The organism is Glutamicibacter sp. GQ173, from assembly GCF_059759215.1.
The window spans coordinates 497146-522426 of record NZ_JCAXDT010000001.1; the positions used below are offsets into that span (position 1 = coordinate 497146).

Here is a 25281-nt window from a genome sequence, read left to right on the forward strand (position 1 = left end):
AGGCCGGAACTGCTGGGCATCGGTTGATGCCCAGCATGTTCAAGCATTTCTTACCAGCGGTAGTGTGCGAAGGCCTTGTTGGACTCGGCCATCTTGTGAGTGTCTTCGCGACGCTTCACAGCGGCACCCAGACCGTTCGATGCATCCAGGATCTCGTTCATCAAACGTTCGATCATGGTCTTCTCGCGGCGAGCCTTCGAGTAGCCAACCAACCAGCGCAATGCCAGTGCGGTTGCACGGCCTGGCTTGACCTCAACAGGAACCTGGTAGGTCGCGCCACCGACACGGCGGGAACGAACCTCAAGGGCTGGACGGATGTTGTCCATGGCCTTCTTGAGGGTCGAAACAGCGTCGGTACCGGACTTTGCAGCGGCACCTTCGAGTGCACCGTAAACAATGCGCTCTGCAGTGGACTTCTTGCCGTCTACGAGAACCTTGTTGATCAGCTGGGTGACCAATGGGGATTCGAAGACTGGATCAGAAACTAGTGGGCGCTTTGGCGCCGGACCCTTACGAGGCATTACTTACCATCCTTCTTTGCACCGTAGCGGGAACGAGCCTGCTTACGATCCTTCACACCCTGGGTATCCAGAGCACCACGTACAATCTTGTAGCGAACACCCGGAAGGTCCTTTACACGACCACCGCGAACGAGCACGATGGAGTGTTCCTGCAGGTTGTGTCCGACACCTGGAATGTAAGCGGTCACTTCGATGCCACCGGCAAGGCGCACACGTGCGACCTTACGCAGAGCCGAGTTTGGCTTCTTCGGGGTGGTGGTGTACACACGGGTGCATACGCCACGGCGCATTGGGTTGCCCTTCAGGGCAGGGGCCTTGGTCTTGACGACCTTAGGCGAGCGGCCCTTGCGGACCAGCTGCTGAATAGTAGGCACTTTCGTGTCCTTCCATTGTCTAAGTTTGTCGGCACCACGTCATAAGCACTGTTGCCTAGTAGAGTTTCGGTGCTTCCTTCGTGGAGCTAGCTGCTTGCTTTACCGCTCAACCAGGATCTAAAAGTCCCTAGGCGTGCGAAAGTGTGGCATTCGTTGCGCAACCTACCCGCAACCCGGACTGAGTCCATTTTGCCACACATAAAACAATTGATTTCAGTCTAGCATTAATCCGCTGGCCAACCATCTCCAGTAACCGAGATCACCGTGCTCGCCCCGGGCGGCCGCGCACTGCGCCGGCTCGGCAATCCCGCATCTTCAGGCTATCGCGCCCTGCCGAACAGCGGCCGACGCCCAGGCGAAGGGCAGATGAACCCGCTGGGCAGCACCTCTCCCCCGCCGCAAACGACCGCGACTTATTCTCTAGTTGTCTTATCTCCCAGATGATTTTTCAACTATGTCAAGGGGTGATCGCTCGTTGCTGCCCGCCGCACCGCGCCTTTCCCTGCACGAGCCTGGCGGTCAACGGTTAAACGCCCAGCGCCTGCCCGCACTTTCGTGCGGGCAGGCGCTGGGTCAACTACCTAGCGGTGTTCTTTCCGAATTTACCGGAAGTCCGAACCGTGGTCGTAGTCGTCCATCGAGATGGCACGGAATTCAGGCGACAGCCCGCCTTCCAGCGCATCGTCGTACAGACCCGAGGAGAAGGCCGAGGTGCCGGTGAACAAAGTTGCCTTTGCCTCATCGGTTGGCTCGACGTTGACCTGGGTGTAGCGATCCAGACCGGTACCGGCCGGGATCAGCTTACCGATGATCACGTTCTCCTTCAGGCCGCGCAGCGGATCTTCCTTGCCTTCCATCGCGGCCTGGGTCAGGACGCGAGTGGTTTCCTGGAAGGAAGCAGCCGACAGCCACGAGTCCGTAGCCAGCGATGCCTTGGTAATACCCATCATCTCGTCACGACCGGCAGCTGGGCGCTTGCCTTCGGTGACAGCCTTGCGGTTCGCAGCGGTGAAGCGCGAACGGTCGGCCAACTCGCCTGGCAGCAACTCGGTCTCGCCGGACTCGATCACGGTGACGCGACGCAGCATCTGGCGGACGATGACTTCCACGTGCTTATCGTGGATGCCTACACCCTGGGACTGGTACACATCCTGGACTTCGCGGACCAGGAACTTCTGTGCTTCACGTGGGCCGAGGACTCGAAGAACCTGCTTCGGATCCAAGGTACCGCTGGTGAGCTGGGTACCGGCAACAATGTTCTGGCCTTCCTCGACCAACAGGCGAGCACGACGCAGAACCGGGTAGGCCTGCTTCTCGTCGCCGTTGTCCGGGGTGACCACAACACGCAGCTGCTTCTCGTCGTCCTCGATCGACACGCGACCGGTGACCTCGGACATCGGAGCCACACCCTTAGGGGTACGGGCTTCGAACAATTCCTGGATACGAGGCAGACCCTGGGTGATATCGTCAGCCGATGCCACACCACCGGTGTGGAAGGTACGCATGGTCAGCTGGGTACCAGGCTCGCCGATGGACTGCGCGGCGATAATGCCAACAGCCTCGCCGATGTCCACGGTCTTGCCGCTGGCCAGCGAACGGCCGTAGCACAGTGCACAGGTTCCAACAGCCGAGTCGCAGGTCAGCACGGAGCGAACGCGGATTTCATCCACGCCTGCGTTGTACAGCGACTCGATCAGCACGTCGCCCACATCGGAACCGGCGGTTGCCAGTACGGTGCCTTCGGCGTCCTTGACGTCGGCGGCCAGCGTACGGGTGTAAGCCGAGTTCTCAACGGTTTCGTGCTTGACACGAATGCCCGCGGAGTTATCCGCGATGGCAACGGTCAGGCCGCGCTTGGTGCCGCAGTCCTCTTCGCGAACGATGACATCCTGCGACACGTCGACCAGACGACGGGTCAGGTAACCCGAGTTTGCGGTCTTCAGTGCGGTATCGGCCAGGCCCTTACGCGCACCGTGGGTCGCGATGAAGTACTCCAGAACCGACAGGCCTTCACGGTAGGAAGACTTGATCGGGCGAGGAATAATTTCACCCTTAGGGTTGGACACCAGACCACGAATACCGGCAATCTGGCGCAATTGCAGGTAGTTACCACGGGCCTTGGAAGTCACCATTCGGTTAATGGTGTTCAACTCTTCCATGCCGTTCTTCATGGCCTCGGCAACCTCGTCGGTAGCCTTGGTCCAGATGTCGATCAGGTCCTGGCGGCGTTCGGTATCCGCAATCAGGCCCTTGTCGTAGGAAGCCTGCACCTTGGCGGCACGTTCCTCGTATGGCGCAAGGATGGCTGCCTTGTCCATGTTCGAGGTGATGTCCGAGATTGCCACGGTGACGCCCGAGCGGGTAGCCCAGTAGAAACCGGCATCCTTCAGGTTATCCAGGGTAGCTGCGGCGATGATCTTCGGGTAGCGCTCTGCCAGATCGTTGACGATCTCCGAGAGTGCATCCTTGCCGGCGACGCGGGCAACCCATGGGTAGTCCGCTGGCAGGGTGTCGTTGAACAGCACCTGGCCCAGCGAGGTCTCCAGCAATGCGTCGGTGCCTGGCTCCCAGCCCTCAGGAGCAGGCTGCTCCTCGGAAGGAACGAAGTTCGGCACGCGGACCTTGATCGGTGCGTTCAGGTGCAGCTCGCCACGGTCCTTGGCCATGATGGCCTCGGAGATCGTGGAGAACACGCGGCCGGCGCCGATCTCGTGAGCACGCTTGGTGGTCAAGTGATGCAAGCCGATGATCATATCCTGCGAAGGCAATGCCACTGGGCGGCCATCGGAAGGCTTCAAGATGTTGTGCGAGGACAGCATCAAGATGCGGGCTTCAGCCTGGGCTTCTGGGCTCAGCGGCAGGTGGACTGCCATCTGGTCACCGTCGAAGTCGGCGTTGAAGGCGCCACAAACCAATGGGTGCAGCTGAAGGGCCTTGCCTTCAACCAGCTGTGGCTCGAAGGCCTGGATGCCCAAGCGGTGCAGGGTTGGTGCACGGTTGAGCAATACCGGGTGCTCGGTGATGATCTCTTCGAGAACGTCCCAGACCTGCGGGCGGTAGCGCTCGACCATGCGCTTGGCCGACTTGATGTTCTGTGCGTGGTTGAGGTCAACCAGGCGCTTCATCACGAACGGCTTGAAGAGCTCCAAGGCCATCTGCTTAGGCAGACCGCACTGGTGCAGCTTCAGCTGCGGGCCAACCACGATGACCGAACGGCCCGAGTAGTCAACGCGCTTGCCGAGCAGGTTCTGGCGGAAACGACCCTGCTTGCCCTTGAGCATGTCGCTCAGGGACTTCAGCGGGCGGTTACCTGGACCGGTGACCGGACGGCCACGACGGCCGTTGTCGAACAGCGAGTCAACAGCTTCCTGCATCATGCGCTTTTCGTTATTCACGATGATCTCTGGCGCACCGAGATCAAGCAGGCGCTTGAGGCGGTTGTTGCGGTTGATCACGCGGCGGTACAGGTCGTTCAGGTCCGAGGTGGCGAAACGGCCACCATCGAGCTGGACCATTGGGCGCAGTTCTGGCGGGATCACTGGAACGGCGTCAAGCACCATGCCCTTAGGCGAGTTGCCATTGACCAGGAAGGCGTTGACAACCTTCAGGCGCTTGAGGGCGCGGGCCTTCTTCTGGCCCTTGCCGTTCTCGATGATGGTCTTCAGCTCTTCAGCTTCGCCGGCCAGATCGAAGTTCTCAAGGCGCTTCTGGATCGCTTCTGCACCCATGGAGCCCTCGAAGTACAGTCCGTACTTCTCGCGCATGGTGCGGTACAGGCCCTCGTCGCCTTCGAGGTCGGCGACCTTCAGGCCCTTGAAGCGCTCCCAGACCGCACGCAGGCGCTCGGCCTCGGCCTTGGCGCGCTTGTCGATCTGCAGAACGGTCTTCTCGGCCAGGGTACGGGCCTTGTTCAGCTCGGCGTTCTTGGCGCCATCTGCTTCCAGGCGCTCCAGCTCGGCTTCCAGGTCGGCTGCAACAGCCTTCTTGTCAGCTTCTGCATTGTTCGCCAGGTTGCGCAGTTCCAGGTCGTGCTGGGCCTGCAGGTTAGGCATTTCGGCGTGGCGACGTGCCTCGTCAACACCGGTGATCATGTAGGCAGCGAAGTAGATGACCTTTTCGAGGTCCTTCGGAGCCAGATCAAGCAGGTAGCCCAAGCGCGATGGAACGCCCTTGAAGTACCAGATGTGGGTCACTGGAGCTGCAAGCTCGATGTGGCCCATGCGCTCACGACGAACGTTCGCACGGGTCACCTCAACGCCACATCGCTCGCAGATGATGCCCTTGAAGCGCACGCGCTTGTACTTGCCGCAGTAGCATTCCCAGTCGCGGGAAGGGCCGAAGATCTTTTCGCAGAAAAGACCGTCCTTCTCCGGCTTCAGGGTGCGGTAGTTAATGGTTTCCGGCTTCTTGACCTCGCCGTAGCTCCATCCACGGATTTCATCCGCGGTGGCAAGGTTGATTCGCATGAGGCCGAATGAGGAATCGCTGGACATATGGTCCTTTTCTCTCTTCTGTGGTGTCTGAAGTCGATACGAATGAGGGTTGAATTCTCGGCCGCTGCCTGCAGGTTCACTGCAGGCAGGGCGTCAAATTAAACTTCCTCTACGGAGTTCGGCTCCGACCGTGAAAGGTCGATGCCCAGCTCTTCAGCGGCGCGGAACGATTCCTCGTCCGACTCACGCATTTCGATAGTGTTGCCGTCAGTACCAAGTACCTCGACGTTCAAGCACAGCGACTGCATTTCCTTGATGAGCACCTTGAACGATTCTGGAACACCAGGCTCTGGAACGTTCTCGCCCTTGACGATAGCTTCGTAGACCTTAACGCGACCGTGGATATCATCCGACTTGATGGTCAGGATTTCCTGCAGCGTGTAAGCGGCACCGTAAGCCTCCAGTGCCCAAACTTCCATTTCACCGAAGCGCTGGCCACCGAACTGGGCCTTACCACCCAATGGCTGCTGGGTGATCATGGAGTATGGACCGGTGGAACGGGCGTGGATCTTGTCGTCCACCAGGTGGTGGAGCTTCAAGATGTACATGTAGCCAACGGAAATCGGATCTGGCAACGGATCGCCGGAGCGGCCGTCAAACAGCTTCGCCTTGCCGGAGTTGCCAATCAGGCGCACCCCGTCGCGGGTCTTATTGGTCGAATCCAGGATGCCGCGGATTTCTTCTTCCGAAGCGCCGTCGAACACTGGAGTTGCCACGGTGGTGGACTCGGACTCGCGTGGCAGGTTCGGCAGATCGCGAACCCATGCAGGCTCGCCCTCGATCTTCCAGCCCTGCTTGGCAGCCCAGCCCAGGTGGATTTCCATAACCTGGCCGACGTTCATACGGCCTGGTACACCCAGCGGGTTCAGGATGATATCCAGCGGGGTGCCGTCCTCGAGGAATGGCATATCCTCCAGCGGCAGGATGCGGGAAATAACACCCTTGTTACCGTGGCGGCCAGCGAGCTTGTCACCGATGGAGATCTTGCGCTTCTGGGCAACGTAGACGCGGACCAGCTGGTTGACACCAGGGGAAAGGTCATCGTCGTTGTCGCGGTCGAAGATGCGAACACCAATGACGGTGCCGGACTCGCCGTGCGGAACCTTCAGCGAAGTATCGCGGACTTCGCGGGACTTCTCGCCGAAGATGGCACGCAGCAGGCGCTCTTCCGGGGTCAGCTCGGTCTCGCCCTTCGGGGTGACACGGCCTACCAGCACGTCGCCGGCTTCAACCTCGGCACCGATGTAGACGATGCCGCGGTCATCAAGCTGGGAGAGGATGTCTTCCGAGACATTCGGGATGTCGCGGGTGATTTCCTCGGCACCGAGCTTGGTGTCGCGGGCGTCAACTTCGTGCTCTTCGATGTGGATCGAGGTGAGCACGTCGTCGAAGATCATGCGCTGGGAGAGGATGATCGCATCCTCGTAGTTGTAGCCTTCCCAGGACATGAATGCCACGAGCAGGTTCTTGCCCAGGGACAGCTCACCGGAGTCGGTGGACGGACCGTCGGCGATAATCGACTGGAACTCCAAGCGATCGCCTTCGGACACGCGAACGCGCTGGTTGTAGGCGTTGCCCTGGTTCGAGCGTGCGAACTTCATGATCGGGTACATCGACTCGGTGCCGTCATCGTTCATGACAACAACCAGGTCAGCCGAGACCTCGGTGACCACACCTGGCTTGGAAGCCACCACGGAGTCGCCGGCGTCAACTGCCGCGAACTTCTCCATGCCGGTACCAACCAGCGGGCGCTCCGACTTCAGCAGCGGCACAGCCTGGCGCTGCATGTTGGCGCCCATCAGTGCTCGGTTGGCATCGTCGTGCTCGAGGAATGGAATCAGCGCGGTAGCTACCGACACCATCTGGCGAGGCGAAACGTCCATGAAGGTCACTTCAGCCGCGTCGACGATAACAGGCTCGCCGCCACCGCCCTTTTCACGAACCAGAACGGTCTCTTCCATGAAGCGGCCGTTCTCATCCAGAGGCGCGTTGGCCTGTGCGATGTAGTGCTGCAGCTCGTCGTCTGCGGTCAGGTAGTCAACCTCGTTGGAGACAACACCGTTGGATACGCGGCGGTATGGGGTTTCGATGAAACCGAAGGCGTTGATGCGGCCGTAGGTTGCCAACGAACCGATCAGACCGATGTTCGGGCCTTCGGGAGTTTCAATCGGGCACATGCGTCCGTAGTGCGACGGGTGAACGTCTCGAACTTCCATGCCTGCGCGGTCACGGGACAGGCCGCCTGGGCCTAGAGCCGACAAGCGGCGCTTGTGGGTCAGGCCGGCCAGCGGGTTATTCTGGTCCATGAACTGCGAGAGCTGCGAGGTTCCGAAGAACTCCTTGATGGCAGCCACGACAGGGCGGATGTTGATCAGGGTCTGCGGGGTGATCGCCTCGACGTCCTGGGTGGTCATGCGCTCGCGCACAACACGCTCCATGCGGGACAGGCCGGTGCGGACCTGGTTCTCGATCAGTTCGCCCACGGCGCGGATGCGACGGTTGCCGAAGTGGTCGATGTCATCCACGTTGACCGGGATGTCAACGATCTCGCCCTTGCGGGTGCCCTGAACGGTCTTCTCGCCGGCGTGCAGCGCAACGAGGTAGCGGATCATGGCAACGAGGTCGTCAAGTGCCAGCACCGATGCGTTCTCGGCGTTAACCGGGGTCTCGACACCGAGCTTGCGGTTGATCTTGTAGCGGCCAACCTTGGCCAGGTCGTAGCGCTTAGGCTCGAAGTACATGTTCTTCAACAGTGCCTGAGCGGCCTCGACCGTTGGAGGCTCGCCTGGACGCAGCTTGCGGTAGATATCCAGCAGCGCTTCGTCCTGGTCCTTGATGCTGTCCTTTTCCAAGGTGGCGCGCATCGAATCGTACTGGCCGAACTCGGACAGGATCTGCTCTTCGCTCCAGCCCAGGGCCTTGAGCAGCACGGTGACCGACTGCTTGCGCTTGCGGTCAAGGCGCACGCCGATCTGGTCGCGCTTGTCGATTTCCAGCTCGAACCATGCACCACGCGATGGGATGATACGTGCCGAGTAGATCGTCTTGTCACTGGTCTTGTCCGGTGCGGACTCGAAGTAAGCACCTGGGGAGCGAACCAGCTGGGACACAACGACACGCTCGGTGCCGTTGATGATGAAGGTGCCCTTTTCGCTCATCAGCGGGAAATCGCCCATGAACACGGTCTGCTGCTTGATTTCGCCGGTTTCATTGTTCATGAATTCGGCCTTGACATACAGCGGTGCCGAGTAAGTGGCGTCGCGGTCCTTGCACTCGGCAATCGAGTACTTGGGATCAGCGAACTCCGGCTCCGAGAAGCTCAAGGACATGGTGTCCTGGAAGTCCTCGATCGGGGAGATTTCCTCGAAGATTTCAGCCAGGCCCGAGGCGTTGGGCACGCTGAAGTCGCCAGCGGCTTCTGCCTTGGCCAGACGCTCTACCCAGTTCTGGTTGCCGACGAGGCGATCAAAGCTCTCGGTCTGCAATGCCAGCAGGTTAGGCACTTCAAGTGGTTCGTGAATCTTTGCAAAAGAAAGTCGGCCAGCGTATGCAGCATCGCGAGCCGAACTAGCGGTTTGGTTGTTAGGGTTGCTCGAGGCGACCAAGATGGATCCTTCCAAAGACCGTCAGGTTTCCGAACGCTTACCGTGCTAAGGTACCTGCCATAGGACAGTTCCTCTTTTGGGACCGCACGAACCCACCGCTATATGAAGGTCGCGCGCGCAAACAGTAAGGCGCAAATTTCTACTCTACCGGAGTAATTTCCGGTTGTCGATACTCGGTGCACAAATCCGTGCTATAGTTTTCGCCCCTGGATTACGCCCGGCCCTAGCGATGCCAATTCCCCGAGAAACCGCTGGCTTCCCCGCAATCGTCGGCCTACTCCCCTCAGCGCATTTAGCCTACTGATCCCGCAGATTCTTGGCACATACGCTACTGCGGTGGAACGCTTGACGCGCACATCAGTCACGCGAAAACACTATTTGCCCGAAGCGGTATGCGTTTTGTCACATCACCGAATTTGCCGCCTCTGACGACCCAGTGGCGCCCCGTGGATCATTTGCAACCGAATTTTTTCATTCCCCGCGGACCTGTCCTTGTAACAGTTTCATTCCCGTGCCCTCTCCGGTGGGCAGATGGCCGAACCCCGCCTGGACATGCACCCGTGCATCATGGAATCTTCACTCCCTAATGACTATGCTGGGGCAAACATCGACGCTCAGGAGATCCAGTGAACAAGTTGCAGTCCGACGAAGCATTGACCCGAGTAACGCTCGACGCTTCCCGCCGAAACATCCCCATTGAGCTGGTACCGCGCGACAAGGTGAAGTCCTTGGAGGAGGCGGCCGAGGCCTTGGGAATCAAGCCCGCCCACCTGTTGAAGTCCCTGGTGATCAAGAAATCTGATGACACCTTCGTTTTCGCGTTGATTCCCGGAGGCCGCAAGCTGGACTGGGCAAAATTGCGCAGCCAGCTGGGCGTCAACAAGCTCTCGCTGCCCGATTCCGGCGTTGCCTGGGATGTCACGCGCTACGAAAGCGGAACCATTACCCCCTTCGGCTCGCATTCGGTACTTCCGGTGTACATCGATGCCAGCGTTTTCGAGGAGCCGGTACCTGAGCATATCGGGCTGGGCAGCGGCGATCGTGGCCACGGGCTGCTGGTTCACCCGCAGGACCTGGTTACCGGGTTTGATGCCACGATTGCTGATATTTCGGCTCCGGAATAGATAGCGGCGGACGGCTCAGCGCCTTCTTGACCCAATCGGAGGTGACGTTCAGCGTCTTGATCGTGGCGTTGCGCAAGGGCAAGCCAACTGGCCGCTCGACAAATCGGGCTACCAGGTACGCCCAGCCGAGCATGAACACAACCAATCCGAAGAGCAGCACGTACTTGTTCATGACGCCGTGAAGTTCTTCGATGATCCACCAGCCCCACAGCTGGTGGAAGAGGTATAGCGGGAAAGTCAGCGAACCAGCAACGGCCATCCATCGTGCCTCGATGTGCTTTAGCGGCGTCAGCGTGCATACTGCCAAAATAGCTACGCAAGCCACCGCGAGTACTTGGAAGTGCCACGCTGGAACGTCGAGTCCGGAAAGATAGCCAGCATCGAAGCGGCCCTTGATTCCAGTGAAGAATGCGGCGATTGCGGTATCAAGAATCAGCAGCAGCCAGCGCAGGAACGTGTGGCCGTTTTGGTAGATCAAGTACATCATCATGCCAGCGGCGAAGAGAGCGGCATATTGGCCAGCGAACCAGTCCTGAACCTTATCCAGCTGGGTGAAGTGAAGATAGAGGCCAATGGCCGGCCACAACGCGCACAACCACATAATGTGCTTGTTCTTGACCAGCCCGAGGGCCAGCAGCAGGCCGAGCAGAATATAAAAGCGCAGCTCAACCCACAGCGTCCAATAGACGCCATCTAGGTCCTGGATGTTGAAGGCCGACTGCATCATCGTCAGGTTTGGCAGGATATCGCTGGCAGTTCGCCCGTCGTTGCCCGCTGGCCAGATTTTCAATGACAGCACTGCTGCGGCAATGACGGCCAGCCAATAGGCTGGATAAAGCCTTCCGACGCGTGATCCGATGAATCCGATGACGTTTTTGCCCTGCAGGGACATCAGGATCACGAAGCCTGAAATCAAGAAAAAAAGCTGCACTCCCAATTGGCCGTACCGGGTGATTTCAGAGAGCACCGGCCAGAATTCTGGAGCCTTGGCCCCCCAGTGGTCATGTCCCCAAGCCGTGTAGTGGTAGAACACCACTATCAGAGCAGCGGTGATACGCAGTGCGTCTAATAGACCAAGTCTCGGCGCAGTTGCATGGGTCCGGGGAGTTAGAGAATTCGACACCTATTTAGCGTATACATTGAACTTGAATAAACGCTGTTAATAGAAACGTTATAAAACAATTCAGATGAAAGTACCAGTTAACGGCCAAGGGGCCCACAGGCTTTCGCCTGTGGGCCCCTTGGCAATAAGTTGCGAGTGACCGCGGAACTTACTTAACGGTGACGGTAGCGCCGGCAGCTTCGAGAGCTTCCTTAGCCTTCTCGGCAGCGTCCTTTGCAACACCCTCAAGCAGAGCCTTTGGAGCGCTGTCAACGAGCTCCTTGGCTTCCTTCAGGCCCAGGGAAGTGATTGCGCGAACTTCCTTGATCACTGCGATCTTCTTGTCGCCAGCCGATTCCAGAACTACGTCGAATTCGGTCTGCTCTTCAGCAGCAGCTTCGCCGCCGCCAGCTGGACCGGCAACTGCAACAGCAGCAGCGGTTACGTCGAAGGTCTCTTCGAATTCCTTAACGAACTCGGAAAGCTCGATGATGGTCATTTCCTTGAATGCGGAAAGCAGCTCTTCGTTGCTGAGCTTCGCCATGGTCGGCGTCCTTTCGGTTTTGGCCCGGGGGCCTAATGAATTTGGGATTACGTTGCGAGAGATCGCGAAAGCTTAGGCTTCTGCCGGAGCTTCCTCGGCAGCAGCGCCACCGTTGTCCTCTTCGAGCTTTGCACGCAGTGCTTCGACGACGCGAGCAGCAGCGGAGGCCGGAGCCTGCAGTACTGCAGCAACGCGAGCGAGCTGGGTTTCGCGGGATTCCAGTGCGGCCAGTGCAGCGATGCCGCTCTGGTCCAGCGCCTTGCCTTCGAACCAGCCGGTCTTGATAACCAGCTTGTCGTTGGTCTTGGCGAATTCCGTGAGGCTCTTAGCAGCAGCAACAGCATCGCCCTTTACGAAGGCGATAGCAGTTGGGCCGGAAAGCTGCTCATCGAATGCATCGATGCCAGCGTTCTTAGCTGCGATTGCGGTCAAGGTGTTCTTCACAACTGCGTACTTGGTCTCCTGACCAAGCGAGCGGCGCAGATCCTTGAGCTGTGCAACGGTAAGCCCACGGTATTCGGTCAAGACAGCCGCGGTTGCTTCGTTAAAGTCCGCAGTGATTTCTTCAATCGCTGCAGTCTTGCTCGGGGTTGCCATAACACTCCTTCCGGGGATTTGTTCGGTACCGTTTCAAAACCGGCGAGGCCATAAAAATAGCCCCGCGCAGGAGCACAGGGCAGTTCAACTCATTCAAGTTAAAGCAAATCTATGTAACCTGCGTTGGTTGTCCTTGCGGACCTTTAGGAACATTGGGAATCCAATTGTTCAACCGACGGTCTTCGGTAGTTCCAGTCTAAGCCAGATCATCCTGGCACAGCAAATCGAAGCTGGACCCAGGATCATGATACTGATCACTTAGAAGTGGTTTGGGGTGACGGGACTTATTTACCTGCGCTTGGGGAACACGGGCAATAAGTCCCGTCGGACCTAGAAGCTTGGGGAACTTCTAAGCCTCATCGGTGTATAGCCTTGGGGGATCCATACACAGATGTCCGAATTACTCGGCAATCCAAGCCTATCACCGGCAATTATGGTTTCCTATCCGCACACGGGCTTCGCGGAACAGGTTGGAATCGCCGGTTAAACACTGAGGGAGCATGCCGGTAATCGGCATGCTCCCTCAATTGATTAAGCTACTAGGCTTAGGCCTCGACGCGGGTCACGTTCGGGTCAACAGGGATGCCTGGACCGAAGGTGGTTGCGAGGGTGGCCTTCGAGATGTAGCGGCCCTTCGAAGCCGAAGGCTTCAGGCGCAATACCTCTTCAAGAGCTGCTGCGTAGTTCTCGGTCAGCTGCTTCTGGTCGAACGAAACCTTGCCAATGATGAAGTGCAGGTTCGAGTGCTTGTCGACGCGGAAGTCGATCTTGCCGCCCTTGATGTCGGTAACTGCCTTGGCAACATCCATGGTTACGGTACCGGTCTTAGGGTTTGGCATCAGGTTACGAGGACCCAGTACCTTACCCAAGCGGCCAACCTTGCCCATCAGGTCAGGGGTAGCAACTGCTGCGTCGAAGTCAACCCAGCCGCCCTGGATCTTTTCGATCAGGTCGTCCGAGCCAACGAAGTCGGCGCCAGCTTCGCGAGCTGCTTCTGCCTTGTCGCCGTTAGCGAAAACAACCACGCGGGCGGTCTTGCCGGTGCCGTGTGGAAGGTTGACGGTACCGCGGACCATCTGGTCAGCCTTGCGTGGGTCAACACCCAAGCGGAAAGCAACCTCAACGGTCGAGTTGGTCTTCTCGCCTGCGGTCTCCTTGGCCAGGGCAATTGCCTGGGCCGGAGCGTAGACGTTGTTGTCGGCATCGATCTTAGCCGCGGCGGCTACGTATGCTTTGCTGCGCTTTGCCATCTGCGTTTTCTCCTTATGCAGTCGTGGTCATATGGACCGCGCGCGGTCCTGCCACGGGCGAATCGATCAGCTGATCGTTTCGCCTTAGATTAAATTCTTTGTTGCTCTTCACCAGGTGAACAGCGGAAGGCGGAATTAGCCTTCTACGGTCACACCCATGGAGCGAGCGGTACCGGCGATGATCTTGGCTGCGGCAGCCAGATCGTTTGCGTTCAGGTCAGCCATCTTGGAGGTGGCGATTTCCTCAACCTGTGCCTGGGTCAGGTTTGCAACCTTCAGGGACTGAGGAGTGCCCGAACCCTTTGCAATGCCAGCAGCCTTCTTGATCAGCTCTGCTGCAGGAGGAGTCTTGGTGATGAAAGTGAACGAACGGTCTTCGTAGACGGTGATTTCAACTGGAATCACGTTACCGCGCTGCGACTCGGTCGCTGCGTTGTAAGCCTTGCAGAATTCCATGATGTTGACGCCGTGCTGACCAAGGGCTGGACCAATTGGCGGAGCTGGGTTAGCAGCACCTGCCTGGATCTGCAGCTTGATGAGTCCGGTGACCTTTTTCTTTGGGGCCATGTCGGGTCCTTCTTACTCTTGCGTTTCCCGCGGCACAGGAGCGTGGCACGGGGATCTGGCTATCGTGGCGCGACAGCCAAACGCGCCCTCACATCGATAAGCGACCGATATGGGGCACGAAGACTTAATACTACTGGATCTTGGTGACCTGGTTGAAGTTCAGGGTCACTGGGGTTTCGCGTTCGAAGATCGAAACCAGTACCACCAGCTGAGCTGCATCCAGCTTGATTTCCGAGATCGTGGCCGGCATCGTTTCGAATGGACCATCGTTGACGATAACCGATTCGCCAACCTCGAAGTCCACAGTGACCTCAGTGATTGGAGCACGGCCAGGCTTGGACGCCGATGGCTGCTCTACTGGGTCGACCACGGTGTGCTCAAGCATGGAGAACACTTCGTCGAGGTTCAGCGGGTTGGGATCGTGGGCGTTTCCAACGAAACCGGTGACGCCTGGAGTGTGTCGAACAACACCCCACGAAGCGTCGGTGAGCTCCATGCGAACCAGGACGTACCCCGGGATGCGCACGCGGCGGACAATCTTGCGCTGAGTGTTCTTGACCTCAACGACTTCTTCCATCGGCACCTGGATGTCGTAGATGAACTCTTCCATGTCCTGGGTCTGGATACGGGTTTCCAGGTTCACCTTGACGCGGTTTTCGTAACCGGCGTAGGTGTGGATGACAAACCAGTCACCAGGCAGGCGGCGCAGCTTCGAACGGAATTCTTCCTTGAGGCGAGCAACCTTGTCTTCGCCGGATTCCTCGGCGTCGGCTTCTTCAACCTCTACGTCAGATTCAGCGACCTGAGCATCTTCGTCAGATTCAGCATCAGCAACCTGGGCATCTTCAGCATCTGCGGCTGGGGCTTCGGTCGAGTCGATATCAACCTCAGCGGCTGCATCTACCTGATCGCTGTCGGCTTCAACGAACTCGTTTTCGACCTCGTCATTAATCTGCGGTTCGAGTTCCTTGTCGGACACTGCAGCTCCTGCTTTCTTTGACTGAATGACACTGAAATTGCCTCGGGGGCGATTATACCTCCGAGGCAACTAAACTTACTGTTCTACCTGTTTAGTGAACAGGAGGATCGAACCTTGCCCAAAGACGAAATCCAGGGCTGTCACGATCAGCATCACCACGACAACAAATCCGACAACTACCAAGAAGTAATTGAGCAATTCGCTACGGGTCGGGGTGACTACCTTTTTAAGTTCCGCGATTACCTGACGGAAAAACAGCATGATTTGGGCAAAAAAGCCCTTCTTCTGCTTACTCTTTCCAGAGTTGAGAGCAGATTCGGTCACGTTCTTCCTCGTTTCAATTTTTTTGGCCAGTTGAAACAATCACGGTGCGTCGTAGCCTGACCGACCACAACACACCGTGACGTGAGTAATTCGCTGAGCGACAAAATCGCTACTGCGCAGGGCAGACAGGACTCGAACCTGCAACCTGCGGTTTTGGAGACCGCTGCGCTACCAATTGCGCCACTACCCTTCGGAGCTTTTCTCGCTCCCACCTAGATCATCTTAGCGGATAAAAGCATCGAGCTTGTTCCGTTGCGATGTCTCGGCAACGAGAAATAACTTTACGCAACGAAATCGCAAATGTCGAACTGACAACCCATGGTGTGGCGCAGAACGCATAGATCAGCGTCCATTGATCCGCGTTGATGTCATTTTCACTCATGGTCGATTGATCTGGGGTTCAGGGATCTAAACTGGGAAACAACAGCTGACCCCATAGACTTCAGGACGAATTCTCACATGTCTCGAATTTCTCGCCGCATCGGCGCAATCTCCGAATCCGCAACCCTCGCCGTCGACGCCAAGGCCAAGGCCCTGAAAGCCGCTGGACGCCCAGTCATCGGGTTCGGTGCCGGTGAACCTGACTTCCCAACGCCTGGCTACATTGTTGAAGCTGCGCTCAAAGCTGCAACAGATCCGAAGAACCACCGCTACTCCCCTGCTGCTGGCCTTCCAGAGCTGCGCGAAGCCATTGCGGAAAAGACCCTGCGCGACTCCGGCTATGAGATCTCCGCATCCCAGGTCCTGGTGACCAATGGCGGCAAGCAGGCCGTGTACAACACCTTCGCCACCTTGCTCGATCCAGGCGACGAGGTCATTGTTCCAGCTCCATACTGGACCACCTACCCTGAAGCTATTCAGTTGGCCGGCGGCAAGGCCGTCTCGATCTTCGCCGGTCCGGAACAGGGCTACAAGGTCACTGTTGAGCAGCTCGAGTCCGTGCTGACCGATCGCACCAAGGTGCTGCTATTCGTTTCGCCGTCGAACCCTACGGGCGCCGTGTACTCGCCAGAGCAGGTTCGCGAGATCGGCCAGTGGGCAGCTTCCAAGGGCCTGTGGGTTGTCACCGACGAAATCTACGAGCACCTGACATACGGAGATGCCAGCTTCAGCTCCATCGCCACCCTGGCCCCGGAGCTGGAAGATCGCGTCGTCATCCTCAACGGCGTCGCCAAGACCTACGCCATGACCGGTTGGCGCGTTGGATGGATGGCCGGCCCAGCCGACGTCATCAAGGCCGCCACCAACCTGCAGTCGCACGCCACCTCGAACGTTGCCAACGTTTCCCAGCGTGCCGCGCTGGCTGCCGTCTCCGGCCCATTGGATGCTGTCAATGAAATGAAGACCGCTTTCAACCGCCGCCGCCTGGCCATCGTCGAGGGCCTGAACGCCATTGACGGCCTGCACTGCCCAACTCCGGAAGGCGCGTTCTACGCGTACTCGGACGTTCGAGGACTGCTCGGCCGGGAAATCCGTGGAGTCGTCAACAACACCAGCGCCGAATTGGCCGCCTTCATCCTGGAACAGGCCGAGGTAGCCGTTGTCCCAGGCGAAGCCTTTGGTCCATCGGGCTACATCCGCATGTCCTACGCGCTGGGGGATGCCGATCTCGCTGAAGGCGTAGCACGCATCGCCAAATTGCTCGGCGAAGCCAAGTAGACACAGCATCAACGCAGACTGCCGGTGGGCCAAGGAACTCCTTGGGCCACCGGCAGTTTTTTGCCCAGCTGCGATTAAAGGATCTTGCGGTCCACGGCCCAGCGGGTGAGCTCATGCCGGTTGGATAGCTGGAGCTTGCGCAGGACATTCGATACGTGGGACTCCACGGTTTTCACCGAGATGAACAATTCCGTAGCCACTTCCTTGTAGCTATAGCCACGGGCGATCAAGCGCATGACCTGCAATTCGCGGTCCGAGAGCAGATCCAGTTCTTCATCGACTGCCGATACTGCGGTGCTGCTGCCAAATGCATCAAGCACAAAACCGGCCAGTCGCGGCGAAAAGACCGCGTCGCCAGCAGCCACACGACGCACCGCATCTGAGATTTCCTCACCGGAAATGCTCTTGGTGACATAGCCGCGCGCTCCGGCGCGGATCACCGTGACCACATCTTGCGCTGCATCAGAAACGCTCAGCGCCAGGAACTTCGTTGTCCCCAGTAGCTGGGTGCAATTCTTCAGTACTTCGGCGCCTCCCCCGGCCCGGCCGCCAGGCAGGTGGACATCGAGCAGCACCACATCAGGCTTTTGCTCGGTAATCACCGCGATGGCTTCCTCAACGCTTCCTGCCTCCCCAACAATTTGCATGTCATTGGCGAGGTCCGCTTTCAGGCCGGAGCGAAAAATCGCGTGATCGTCGACAAGGACTACACGATAGCTTTGGGTGCTGTTTTCGGTGCTCATGAATGTGGTTCTTCCTGCGTAGTGTTCCTAGGCATGCTCAGCCGGATCTCGGTTCCGGTTTCGCTGCTGCGTATCGTGGCCTTGCCACCAGCACGCTGCATGCGTCCAATAATCGACTCCCGCACTCCATGGCGGTCCTCGGGAATCTCGCCGAAGTCAAAGCCCTCGCCGCGGTCGCGGACAAAGACTTCAACGGCCGTCTCCGAGCACTCGATGTACACGGAGATCTTGCCCGGCGCGTGCTTGGCCGCATTCATCATTGCTTCCCTGGTAGCCGCGACCAGCGCCTGCTGCCCTTCGAAGCCTTGGGCGTTTCCCACGGCGATGACTTCAACATCGCGCAGCAGCAATTGTTCGATGTCGCTGGCTTCGTGTTGCACCTCGACCACAACGTCTTCATCGTCCAGGTCCTGGTTGCCGTAAAGCCACTGGCGCAACTCGCGTTCCTGGATGCGGGCCAAGGTCCGCACTGCGGCGGGGTCATCACTGCGCTTTTGGATGACGGCCAAGGTCTGCAAGACCGAATCGTGCAAGTGGGCTGCGAACTCCGCGCGTTGTGCGGATGCCTGCCTGGAACTTCTTTCGGCCAGGAAATCTCGCCAAAGCCTAGTCCCCCATGGCAGCAAGACGACCACTGCACCGACGATAATGGCTATCGCGGCCCACATCCCGCCCAGCAGGTCCGCCACGCCAACGGAACCACTGAGGATGGCGAGCAAGCCACCGATGACCAGCAACAAACCAAGGCCAAGCCGGATCAGAAGCGGCGCCGATTTCTTCCTGCCCGGCCTGGTGACCTGTTCGTCCAGTTGCAGCCATGCCAAGAGTATTCCGGCAATGATTCCCAGCGAAGGCCAGATCAGATCCCAGCGGATATTCCATCCTGCCCACTGGGCCAAAGCCAGCACGGCCAGCACCAGCAGCCCGCAGCCGATCAGAAGTTCACGCCAGGAGGAATTCTTCTCCCATCCTTCCCGGGAGCGGAACAAGCCCTGCTGGACCCTGTTCATCTCCTCGGCAAGGCTTCGCCTTCTTGTCCCCCAGGACCTGATTTCATCGGCCTGTGCTTCTTCCACGCTTGGGACAAAGACCCAAAGCCACGCGTAGAGCAGGATTCCGATACCGCCACAGGCGGTCAAGGCGATAAACCCCAGCCGGACGTAATTCAGTGGAATTCCCAGATGGGCTGCCAGTCCGCCACTGACGCCAGCGATCATGCGATGCTCGCTGCGCACCAAGAGGCTTCGTTCAGGGCTTTCCATAGTTCTAAGTCAAGCACGTTATGACCGATTTTTGGTGTTTGATCACCACATCTAGGGGCACCCCTAGGGGAAGTTCAGGGTATCCCCTCATAGCGGTGCCCGGCAGGAACACGAGATCATGGAGCTATGAACAATTCGGAGTCTGGGCGTCGGGGCTTTTTCAGCCAGCTGGGCAAATCACCAATTATCCGCAAAGAGTCGCGGTGGCTCGGTGGTGTCGCCACAGGAATAGCAGATTATTTCAAGATCGATGTGATTCTGGCGCGCGGCATCGTCGTCGTGCTCAGCTTCCTCGGTGGCCTGGGGCTCATTCTCTACGGCTTGGCCTGGGCACTGTTGCCTGACCAGCAAGGCCGCATCCACTTGGAACGAGCAATCGACAAGGACTGGACCAGCGGCATGACCGGTGCGGTGGTTCTGGTGGCCTTGGGAATCTTTCCTGCACAGTGGATTCTGGATTCAGTAGCTCCTGTCTTGTGGCCGGTGGCAATCGTTGCCGCTGTTCTTTTCATCATTTTCAGCCGGAAGAATACAAAGTTCGAGAGGCAACGGCCGGCTAAGCCTGCCAAGGAGCAAGCACCACCCGCTGCCTCGCCTCACACCACCGCGATGGAAATGCCTTGGCGCAAGGATGCGTTCACCTTTAGCAGCAGCGCCCCGCCCAGCACGCAGCCGACCAGCGCGAACCATATCGATCAGGAGGAAACCGTGGCTAACGGCAACCCGGATCCACAGCAACAGACCAGTGGTTACGACTATGCGTATGCTCCTGATCCCAAATACACCCGGCCTTACAACCATGATTCATTCAAGGGCAAGGCTGCTCGCAAAGCGCAAGCTGCTGAACCGATCCCAGGGTGGCTATCCACGACTGCAGCAGGCTTGAGCATTCTGGCGATCGCCGCGGTGCTCTGCGCTGACTACCTTCACATCATCGATTTACCCGGTGCCGGTTGGGGCGTAGCACTAGCCGCCGGTTTGCTGATCACCGGACTCTTCGTCGTCTCCGCATCCCTCGTGCGGCGCACCAGCGGCGGGCTTCTGGGCTTGGGCATTCCCTTGCTGGTGCTGACTCTGGTCTTCTCCGGTTCCTCGTTTGGCACCGAGGACCGCCAGGCGGTTCGCTCGGAACCCGGCGGCAATGAGTACAGCGCAGTTTTCAGCCGCTCCACCATTGATCTGACCTACCTTGACTCGATCAGCACGCCAACTATCGTGGAAGTTGATTCGGTGTTCTCCCGATTGGATTTGAAGCTCCCGCCGAACGTGCCAGTGAAAGTGACTTCGGATGGCGTCTTCAACTCCCAGATGGATCTTGAGCTGCCGCAGGATCAACGCCAATTGGATCAGGACGCACCGCTGCTGACCATCGAAGTCGACGGGTTGTTCTCGTCCTTCAGCACCGAGGTGGCCACCACGGCTACGCCCACCGTCATCAACCCGGAATTCTAAGGACTGAGCACCCATGGGCAACGATTCCCTGCAAACTAAAAAGTTTCCCACCGGAACCTTGGTCTTCGGACTGATCCTGATTGTGGTCTCCGTGGCAACACTGAGCCGGACATTCTTCCACTGGAGCTTTGACATGCCATTGTTCCTGATCATCGTTGTCGCCTTTGCCGGCGTGGCAATGATCATTTCGGGACTGTCCGCGGCAGGCAAACGCCGTCAACGCGAAACGGAAATTCCCGCACCAAGCGACCCTAGCCTCTAGCTTTTCAAACTCATCCAATTCAAAGGAGATTCACCATGGACAAATTCTTCAATTCCCTTCGTTCAATGCCACTTCGCCGCGGGCCTTCACGCCTTGCTGGCGGTGTCGCCGGCGGCATCGCCGACAAGTTCGGCTGGGATGTCACGATCGTGCGCATCGCGCTGCTGCTTTCCTTCTTGCTGCCGGTCTTCGGCATCGGTGCCTACATCGTCGCCTGGCTTCTGATCCCGGCTCAGGACAACAACATCATTTTGCAGAACTGGCTGCGAAAGTTTTAAGACCTCTAGATTTCCGCAGTGTTTCGCGGAATTCATGACGACAGGTTGAGCAACAGGGCGAGATGCGGTCACTTCGGTGACGTGCAACTCGCCCTTGTGGCATTAAGCACGTAGACTGTCATGCAGAATTGATGCTCAATGACGCGCGGATATTAATTGACATCCGAACGGAATTCCTTGTTGCTCTAGTGCCGTTGCCATGCAATAGCGTCCAACCAGTTGCACAAGGATTTCCAAGTTTACGAAGCGAGGCCCAATGCGCGTTGGAATCATGACCTCGGGCGGAGACTGCCCGGGCTTGAATGCCGTCATCCGAGGAGCCGTTCTGAACGGCATCAAAAGCTACGACTATGAGTTCGTTGGCTTCCGCGACGGCTGGCGCGGTGTCAAAGAAGGCGACTTCTTTGATCTGCCTCGCACCGCTGTCCGAGGCATCGCCAAGCAGGGTGGCACCATCTTGGGCACCTCGCGCACCAACGCCTTTGAAGGCGAGCTAGGCGGGGCAGAGAATATCGCCCGCGTGCTCAAGGACAACAACATTGACGCCCTGATCGCCATTGGCGGCGAAGGCACCCTGGCCGGGGCACAGCGCTTGTGCGCCGAGGGACTGCCTATTGTCGGTGTCCCAAAAACCATCGACAACGACTTGGACGCTACCGACTACACTTTCGGTTTCGACACGGCCAACCAGATTGCGGTTGAAGCAATAGACCGCCTGCGCACCACCGGCGACTCGCACCACCGCTGCATGGTTGCCGAAGTGATGGGCCGCCACGTTGGCTGGATTGCCTTGCACGCTGGCATGGCTTCGGGCGCTCACGCAGTGCTGATTCCTGAAGTGTCCACGCCGATGGAACAGATCTGCCAGTGGGTTACCGAAGCGCATGAGCGCGGTCGTGCACCGTTGGTAGTGGTTGCCGAAGGTTTTGTTCCCGAAGGCATGGAAGAAGCCTTCTCGGTTCGAGGCGTGGATACCTTTGGCCGTGCACGCTTGGGCGGCATTGGCGAAATGCTCGCCCCGGTCATCGAAGAGCGCACCGGAATCGAAACTCGCGCCACGGTTCTTGGACATATCCAGCGCGGTGGCGTGCCAACCGCATTCGACCGTGTATTGGCTACGCGGTTGGGCATGGCCGCCGTGGACTCCGTGAACGAAACCGCTTGGGGCACCATGGTTGCCCTGCACGGCACCAAGGTCCTGCGCGTGCCGTTGCGGGCCGCTTTGAATAACCTCAAGCGCGTTCCAATGGACCGCTACGAGGAAGCCGCAGTCCTCTTCGGTTAATACCGAGGTCTGGCAGGCATACGAAGATGGCCGGGAATGCTTAGCATTCCCGGCCATCTTCGTATGTGCAGCTTATTCCAGCCTTCTGCAGTTTGGCGCGATTCCTAGCCCTGTGGCGGGGTGCGGAGGAATCCGGTAAAGCGTCCTGCCACCTGGCCAGCGTCAGGAGTCACGATGACATCCTGCGACGCCGGGTAGCTGGTCTCGCCGTCGACAACAGACAGAACCGTTTCTGGATCCACGTTGCGCTTGATCACTGCCAGGGCAATCGGCCCTGCCTCATAGTGCAACGTGGCCGAGGTGACGCGTCCGACGATGCGCTCCCCCACCTTGACCTCTGCCCCGGTGGACGGCAGGGTGTGCATCGAACCGTCAAGGTCCAAGAATACGACACGGCGCGGCGGATGCCCGATGTTGTGCACGCGGGCAATCGTTTCCTGGCCCTTGTAGCAGCCCTTTTCCAGGTGCACAGCGGTGCGCAGCCAATCCAGCTCATGCGGGATGGTCTTGTCGTCGATTTCCGCGCCGAAGCGTGGCTCCCAGGCGGCAATTCGCAGAGCCTCAACCGCCATCATGCCGGCCAGATCCTCGTCAGCTGCCGCTGACGCCAGCTCATCGATAGCCACCACATGCAACAGCCAAGGCCGTTCCTTGCCCGGATGGTCCTCGCGAGAGTAGGCCCACCCTCCCGGAACGACACCCGGCCACGGGTCAGTCCACACCGGCGCCTCGGTGCCCGGAATCGGCCGGGTAGCCGCCAGGACGCCATGGGTACGGGAAAGGTTATTGACCTCAACACGCAGCATGAAACGCATGGAGTTCAAGAACTGCTCCAGCGCGGCACCCGCGCCAGGTTCAGCTATGAGAATCAACCGGTCCTGGTCGGCCAGCACCTTCATCTCGTGCTCAATACGGCCCTGGATCGAGAGCAGCAGCGTCTGGGTGCTCTGACCCGGTTCCAGGTTATTAATACGCTGGCTGCTGAGGGTATCGAGCCAGCTTCGACGGTCTTCGCCACGGATCTCAAGCACATCAAAATGGCTCAGATCGGCAATAGCCTTGCCTTCGGCCAGCTTGCGAGCTTCACGCGTGGGAGCACCATAATGTGCTGCCACTCCGGCATCGACGCCACCTGCTTCTACGGCGCCGTCGCGCTGCAGGAGAACGGACTGGTATCCAGTGCCCATGGCTAGTTCACCGAATCTTCGGCGGCTACGCGCTTGAGGGCCGCAGAGGCGTGGGCCTGCAGATCCAGGTTGCCCTGGGATACATCCCAACGCCAGAACAGCTCGCCGTTGACCAGCCCGTAGATGCGGGTAGATGATGCATAGGGTTTGGCGTTCTTGCTGCGCAGAAGGCCTTCGGTGGCCAGCTGGATGCGCGGGCCATCAATCAGCCCATAGTAGAGCTCGGAGAGACCTCCAGGATGCACGATGTGCGCTTGGATCTTGAAGCCTTCATCGGTGTGCAGCTTCTGCACGTCATCGGCTGAACGCAGTACCGGGAAGATGTCGCCTGGGGTCATTCCTGGGCCAGCGTCAGCATCTTGCTGCTGGCGATCCAGGGACCAGAAGCCGTTTTCAACGGCAAGAATCCGCAGCTTGGTTCCGTCGGCTTCGGTGAGCCACGATTCGCTGCGGTATTCAAGATATGGGCCGCCAACGTCACGGAAAGTGACTTGCTGCCAAAAGTACCCGTCCTCGGCTTCGCCTTCGCCAAGCCGGCCAGCACCTTCCCAAGTGCCAATGAGCCATGCGAAAGGTACTAGTTCCGGGGTGAGGTCCGTAGGGAGATCAAATGCCATGGACTACTCGCTCCTATTCGTCAGTGGTGAAATGAAAAGCAGCGCACACGTTATTGTGTGCGCTGCTTTTACTTCTGCCCTTGGAAGAGGCGCTTTACTACCAAGCCTGCGAAGCCCGCCATGCCTAGACCGGCGATCACGACAAGTGCCTGGAAGAAAATTTCGAGTGCAAGATAATTTTCATTCATGGCTTCATCTTAGCGCGACACGAAGCATAACTTCGACACGCGTGACATACCCCGCACGATGTTGCGCTATATGAACACCAGGACCTCCATGGCGTACCAGCTGGCAGCACCACTGAGCAGGATGATTCCGCACGACAGGCCAAGAATCCCGCTGACATTGCGCACGCTCTTGCTCGCCAACGCGAGTGCTCGCAATGAACCGACGAGCAGCCCAGCCAGCAGGCCCATCACAGCACCTTGGAACCACAGGATGTCTATGGGAAGCGCACTGGCGGCAGCGCCCAGAGCCACGGCCACCAATGGCGCCAGCAGCATCGTGATCCGATTCGGCAATCGGGTGACAACGACTGCGCCAGCCCCAAGCAGTGAAATGACGGTGACGACGGTGAGCCCAAATCCATAGCCAACCAGCGCGCTGGCAGCCCACGCTGAGCCCAAGACGGCCAGGACCATGCCAGTAACACCAGACACGACGCCTGCGAGGCGGCCTTCGGCTTCTGCTCCACGCAACACCTGGCTGATGAACACCAAAAGCACGCCGACCGCGATGGCTTCAACGCTATGTGACATCACCGAGGCGCCGGGCATGAAAATTGTTGCGGCGGTGGCAGCTAGCGAGCACAACGCAAGAATTATGGTGATGGGCCACGGCGCATCGGAGCGGACCATGCGCGGCCAGGTGTAGGCAAAAACCAGCTGTAATATTGCGGTGACCGCGCCCATGGGCCACGTCAGTGAAGACAGGCTGGATGCCAAGGTCAATAGGGCGACAGCGATGAGCCCACACAATAAAACTTTGATTCTCAATCTATGTTTCCTGACGGTAATGTGTCTGCATCTGCGTGTTCACATGCATGATTCAACGGAT

22 protein-coding genes and 1 tRNA gene are annotated in these 25281 nt (G+C 58.5%); 6 read left to right on the plus strand and 17 right to left on the minus strand.

Translation table 11 applies throughout. The features are described from left to right. Positions 1 to 50: 50 nt before the first annotated feature. From rpsG to rpoB, 4 genes are all read right to left on the minus strand, one after another. Positions 51 to 521, minus strand: a complete 471-nt coding sequence (rpsG, locus tag AC6CHO_RS02340) for a 30S ribosomal protein S7 (RefSeq protein ID WP_022874142.1) — start codon at positions 519 to 521, stop codon at positions 51 to 53. Continuing rightward, positions 521 to 895, minus strand: a complete 375-nt coding sequence (gene rpsL, locus AC6CHO_RS02345; protein WP_047119685.1) for a 30S ribosomal protein S12 — start codon at positions 893 to 895, stop codon at positions 521 to 523. The genes rpsG and rpsL overlap by 1 nt, the downstream gene beginning before the upstream one ends. Positions 896 to 1497: 602 nt before the next feature. Continuing rightward, on the minus strand, positions 1498 to 5388 hold the full coding sequence (locus tag AC6CHO_RS02350; RefSeq protein ID WP_498213454.1) for a DNA-directed RNA polymerase subunit beta': 3891 nt from the start codon (positions 5386 to 5388) through the stop codon (positions 1498 to 1500). Positions 5389 to 5486: 98 nt separating this feature from the next. After that, entirely contained in the window at positions 5487 to 8993 is a 3507-nt protein-coding gene (rpoB, locus tag AC6CHO_RS02355) for a DNA-directed RNA polymerase subunit beta (protein WP_498213456.1), read from the minus strand. 626 nt (positions 8994 to 9619) lie between these two features. On the opposite strand from rpoB, the gene AC6CHO_RS02360 reads away from it, so the two are divergent. After that, positions 9620 to 10117, plus strand: a complete 498-nt coding sequence (locus AC6CHO_RS02360) for an aminoacyl-tRNA deacylase (protein WP_498213458.1) — start codon at positions 9620 to 9622, stop codon at positions 10115 to 10117. Here AC6CHO_RS02360 and AC6CHO_RS02365 read toward each other — a convergent pair. The 8 genes from AC6CHO_RS02365 to AC6CHO_RS02400 form a co-directional block, all read right to left on the minus strand. Continuing rightward, positions 10071 to 11240: an acyltransferase family protein gene (locus tag AC6CHO_RS02365; RefSeq protein WP_498213460.1), complete on the minus strand. Its 1170-nt coding sequence runs from the start codon at positions 11238 to 11240 to the stop codon at positions 10071 to 10073. The two genes, AC6CHO_RS02360 and AC6CHO_RS02365, sit on opposite strands and share 47 nt — an antisense overlap. A 148-nt stretch (positions 11241 to 11388) precedes the next feature. Beyond that, positions 11389 to 11763: a 50S ribosomal protein L7/L12 gene (gene rplL / locus AC6CHO_RS02370; RefSeq protein WP_498213462.1), complete on the minus strand. Its 375-nt coding sequence runs from the start codon at positions 11761 to 11763 to the stop codon at positions 11389 to 11391. Positions 11764 to 11835: 72 nt separating this feature from the next. After that, positions 11836 to 12360: a 50S ribosomal protein L10 gene (gene rplJ / locus AC6CHO_RS02375; protein ID WP_444662694.1), complete on the minus strand. Its 525-nt coding sequence runs from the start codon at positions 12358 to 12360 to the stop codon at positions 11836 to 11838. 545 nt (positions 12361 to 12905) lie between these two features. Beyond that, positions 12906 to 13610: a 50S ribosomal protein L1 gene (gene rplA, locus AC6CHO_RS02380; RefSeq protein WP_060702232.1), complete on the minus strand. Its 705-nt coding sequence runs from the start codon at positions 13608 to 13610 to the stop codon at positions 12906 to 12908. 135 nt (positions 13611 to 13745) lie between these two features. Continuing rightward, positions 13746 to 14177, minus strand: a complete 432-nt coding sequence (rplK, locus tag AC6CHO_RS02385; RefSeq protein WP_060702233.1) for a 50S ribosomal protein L11 — start codon at positions 14175 to 14177, stop codon at positions 13746 to 13748. 130 nt (positions 14178 to 14307) lie between these two features. Further along, on the minus strand, positions 14308 to 15156 hold the full coding sequence (gene nusG / locus AC6CHO_RS02390; RefSeq protein ID WP_498213465.1) for a transcription termination/antitermination protein NusG: 849 nt from the start codon (positions 15154 to 15156) through the stop codon (positions 14308 to 14310). A 75-nt stretch (positions 15157 to 15231) separates the two neighbouring features. Further along, on the minus strand, positions 15232 to 15480 hold the full coding sequence (secE, locus tag AC6CHO_RS02395; RefSeq protein ID WP_060702235.1) for a preprotein translocase subunit SecE: 249 nt from the start codon (positions 15478 to 15480) through the stop codon (positions 15232 to 15234). A gap of 117 nt (positions 15481 to 15597) precedes the next feature. Then, a tRNA-Trp gene (locus AC6CHO_RS02400) sits at positions 15598 to 15670 on the minus strand. 269 nt (positions 15671 to 15939) lie between these two features. On the opposite strand from AC6CHO_RS02400, the gene AC6CHO_RS02405 reads away from it, so the two are divergent. Next, on the plus strand, positions 15940 to 17139 hold the full coding sequence (locus AC6CHO_RS02405; RefSeq protein WP_060702236.1) for a pyridoxal phosphate-dependent aminotransferase: 1200 nt from the start codon (positions 15940 to 15942) through the stop codon (positions 17137 to 17139). 74 nt (positions 17140 to 17213) lie between these two features. Here the strand turns inward: AC6CHO_RS02405 and AC6CHO_RS02410 are convergent, their stop codons facing one another. Together AC6CHO_RS02410 and AC6CHO_RS02415 are read right to left on the minus strand one after the other, a co-directional pair. Then, a complete protein-coding gene (locus tag AC6CHO_RS02410; RefSeq protein WP_498213468.1) occupies positions 17214 to 17882 on the minus strand; it encodes a LuxR C-terminal-related transcriptional regulator in 669 nt (222 codons plus the stop codon). Continuing rightward, positions 17879 to 19144, minus strand: a complete 1266-nt coding sequence (locus tag AC6CHO_RS02415) for an ATP-binding protein (RefSeq protein ID WP_498213470.1) — start codon at positions 19142 to 19144, stop codon at positions 17879 to 17881. The genes AC6CHO_RS02410 and AC6CHO_RS02415 overlap by 4 nt, the downstream gene beginning before the upstream one ends. Positions 19145 to 19270: 126 nt before the next feature. On the opposite strand from AC6CHO_RS02415, the gene AC6CHO_RS02420 reads away from it, so the two are divergent. The 4 genes from AC6CHO_RS02420 (at position 19271) to AC6CHO_RS02435 (ending at position 22421) form a co-directional block, all read left to right on the plus strand. Next, positions 19271 to 20596 carry a PspC domain-containing protein gene (locus tag AC6CHO_RS02420; protein ID WP_498213472.1) on the plus strand — a complete coding sequence of 442 codons (1326 nt, stop codon included), beginning with the start codon at positions 19271 to 19273 and terminating at the stop codon, positions 20594 to 20596. 13 nt (positions 20597 to 20609) lie between these two features. Beyond that, the gene (locus AC6CHO_RS02425; protein WP_498213474.1) at positions 20610 to 20858 is read left to right on the plus strand and encodes a LapA family protein; all 249 of its coding nucleotides are present in this window, start codon (positions 20610 to 20612) and stop codon (positions 20856 to 20858) included. A gap of 35 nt (positions 20859 to 20893) precedes the next feature. Next, positions 20894 to 21136: a PspC domain-containing protein gene (locus AC6CHO_RS02430; RefSeq protein ID WP_498213476.1), complete on the plus strand. Its 243-nt coding sequence runs from the start codon at positions 20894 to 20896 to the stop codon at positions 21134 to 21136. Positions 21137 to 21392: 256 nt separating this feature from the next. Beyond that, on the plus strand, positions 21393 to 22421 hold the full coding sequence (locus tag AC6CHO_RS02435) for a 6-phosphofructokinase (protein WP_060702242.1): 1029 nt from the start codon (positions 21393 to 21395) through the stop codon (positions 22419 to 22421). A 104-nt stretch (positions 22422 to 22525) separates the two neighbouring features. Here the strand turns inward: AC6CHO_RS02435 and ygfZ are convergent, their stop codons facing one another. The 3 genes from ygfZ to AC6CHO_RS02450 all read right to left on the minus strand — a co-directional run bounded on the left by ygfZ (position 22526) and on the right by AC6CHO_RS02450 (position 25220). Continuing rightward, positions 22526 to 23608, minus strand: coding sequence for a CAF17-like 4Fe-4S cluster assembly/insertion protein YgfZ (gene ygfZ, locus AC6CHO_RS02440; RefSeq protein WP_498213479.1), 1083 nt, complete (start codon positions 23606 to 23608; stop codon positions 22526 to 22528). Positions 23609 to 23610: 2 nt separating this feature from the next. Further along, positions 23611 to 24225: a heme-binding beta-barrel domain-containing protein gene (locus AC6CHO_RS02445; RefSeq protein ID WP_060702243.1), complete on the minus strand. Its 615-nt coding sequence runs from the start codon at positions 24223 to 24225 to the stop codon at positions 23611 to 23613. 254 nt (positions 24226 to 24479) lie between these two features. After that, positions 24480 to 25220 (minus strand): hypothetical protein, encoded by a 741-nt coding sequence (locus AC6CHO_RS02450; protein WP_498213481.1) that lies wholly within the window; start codon positions 25218 to 25220, stop codon positions 24480 to 24482. Positions 25221 to 25281: the final 61 nt, after the last annotated feature.

What these genes read in the sequence shown, in the direction of transcription:
- rpsG (WP_022874142.1), bottom strand. Translation starts at nt 521, where the DNA reads ATGCCTCGTAAGGGTCCGGCGCCAAAGCGCCCACTAGTTTCTGATCCA.
- AC6CHO_RS02415 (WP_498213470.1), bottom strand. Translation starts at nt 19,144, where the DNA reads ATGGAAAGCCCTGAACGAAGCCTCTTGGTGCGCAGCGAGCATCGCATG.
- AC6CHO_RS02420 (WP_498213472.1), top strand. Translation starts at nt 19,271, where the DNA reads ATGAACAATTCGGAGTCTGGGCGTCGGGGCTTTTTCAGCCAGCTGGGC.
- AC6CHO_RS02405 (WP_060702236.1), top strand. Translation starts at nt 15,940, where the DNA reads ATGTCTCGAATTTCTCGCCGCATCGGCGCAATCTCCGAATCCGCAACC.
- AC6CHO_RS02430 (WP_498213476.1), top strand. Translation starts at nt 20,894, where the DNA reads ATGGACAAATTCTTCAATTCCCTTCGTTCAATGCCACTTCGCCGCGGG.
- rplL (WP_498213462.1), bottom strand. Translation starts at nt 11,763, where the DNA reads ATGGCGAAGCTCAGCAACGAAGAGCTGCTTTCCGCATTCAAGGAAATG.
- rplJ (WP_444662694.1), bottom strand. Translation starts at nt 12,360, where the DNA reads ATGGCAACCCCGAGCAAGACTGCAGCGATTGAAGAAATCACTGCGGAC.
- AC6CHO_RS02435 (WP_060702242.1), top strand. Translation starts at nt 21,393, where the DNA reads ATGCGCGTTGGAATCATGACCTCGGGCGGAGACTGCCCGGGCTTGAAT.
- rplK (WP_060702233.1), bottom strand. Translation starts at nt 14,177, where the DNA reads ATGGCCCCAAAGAAAAAGGTCACCGGACTCATCAAGCTGCAGATCCAG.
- AC6CHO_RS02425 (WP_498213474.1), top strand. Translation starts at nt 20,610, where the DNA reads ATGGGCAACGATTCCCTGCAAACTAAAAAGTTTCCCACCGGAACCTTG.
- AC6CHO_RS02350 (WP_498213454.1), bottom strand. Translation starts at nt 5,388, where the DNA reads ATGTCCAGCGATTCCTCATTCGGCCTCATGCGAATCAACCTTGCCACC.
- rplA (WP_060702232.1), bottom strand. Translation starts at nt 13,610, where the DNA reads ATGGCAAAGCGCAGCAAAGCATACGTAGCCGCCGCGGCTAAGATCGAT.
- ygfZ (WP_498213479.1), bottom strand. Translation starts at nt 23,608, where the DNA reads ATGGGCACTGGATACCAGTCCGTTCTCCTGCAGCGCGACGGCGCCGTA.
- AC6CHO_RS02410 (WP_498213468.1), bottom strand. Translation starts at nt 17,882, where the DNA reads ATGAGCACCGAAAACAGCACCCAAAGCTATCGTGTAGTCCTTGTCGAC.
- AC6CHO_RS02445 (WP_060702243.1), bottom strand. Translation starts at nt 24,225, where the DNA reads ATGGCATTTGATCTCCCTACGGACCTCACCCCGGAACTAGTACCTTTC.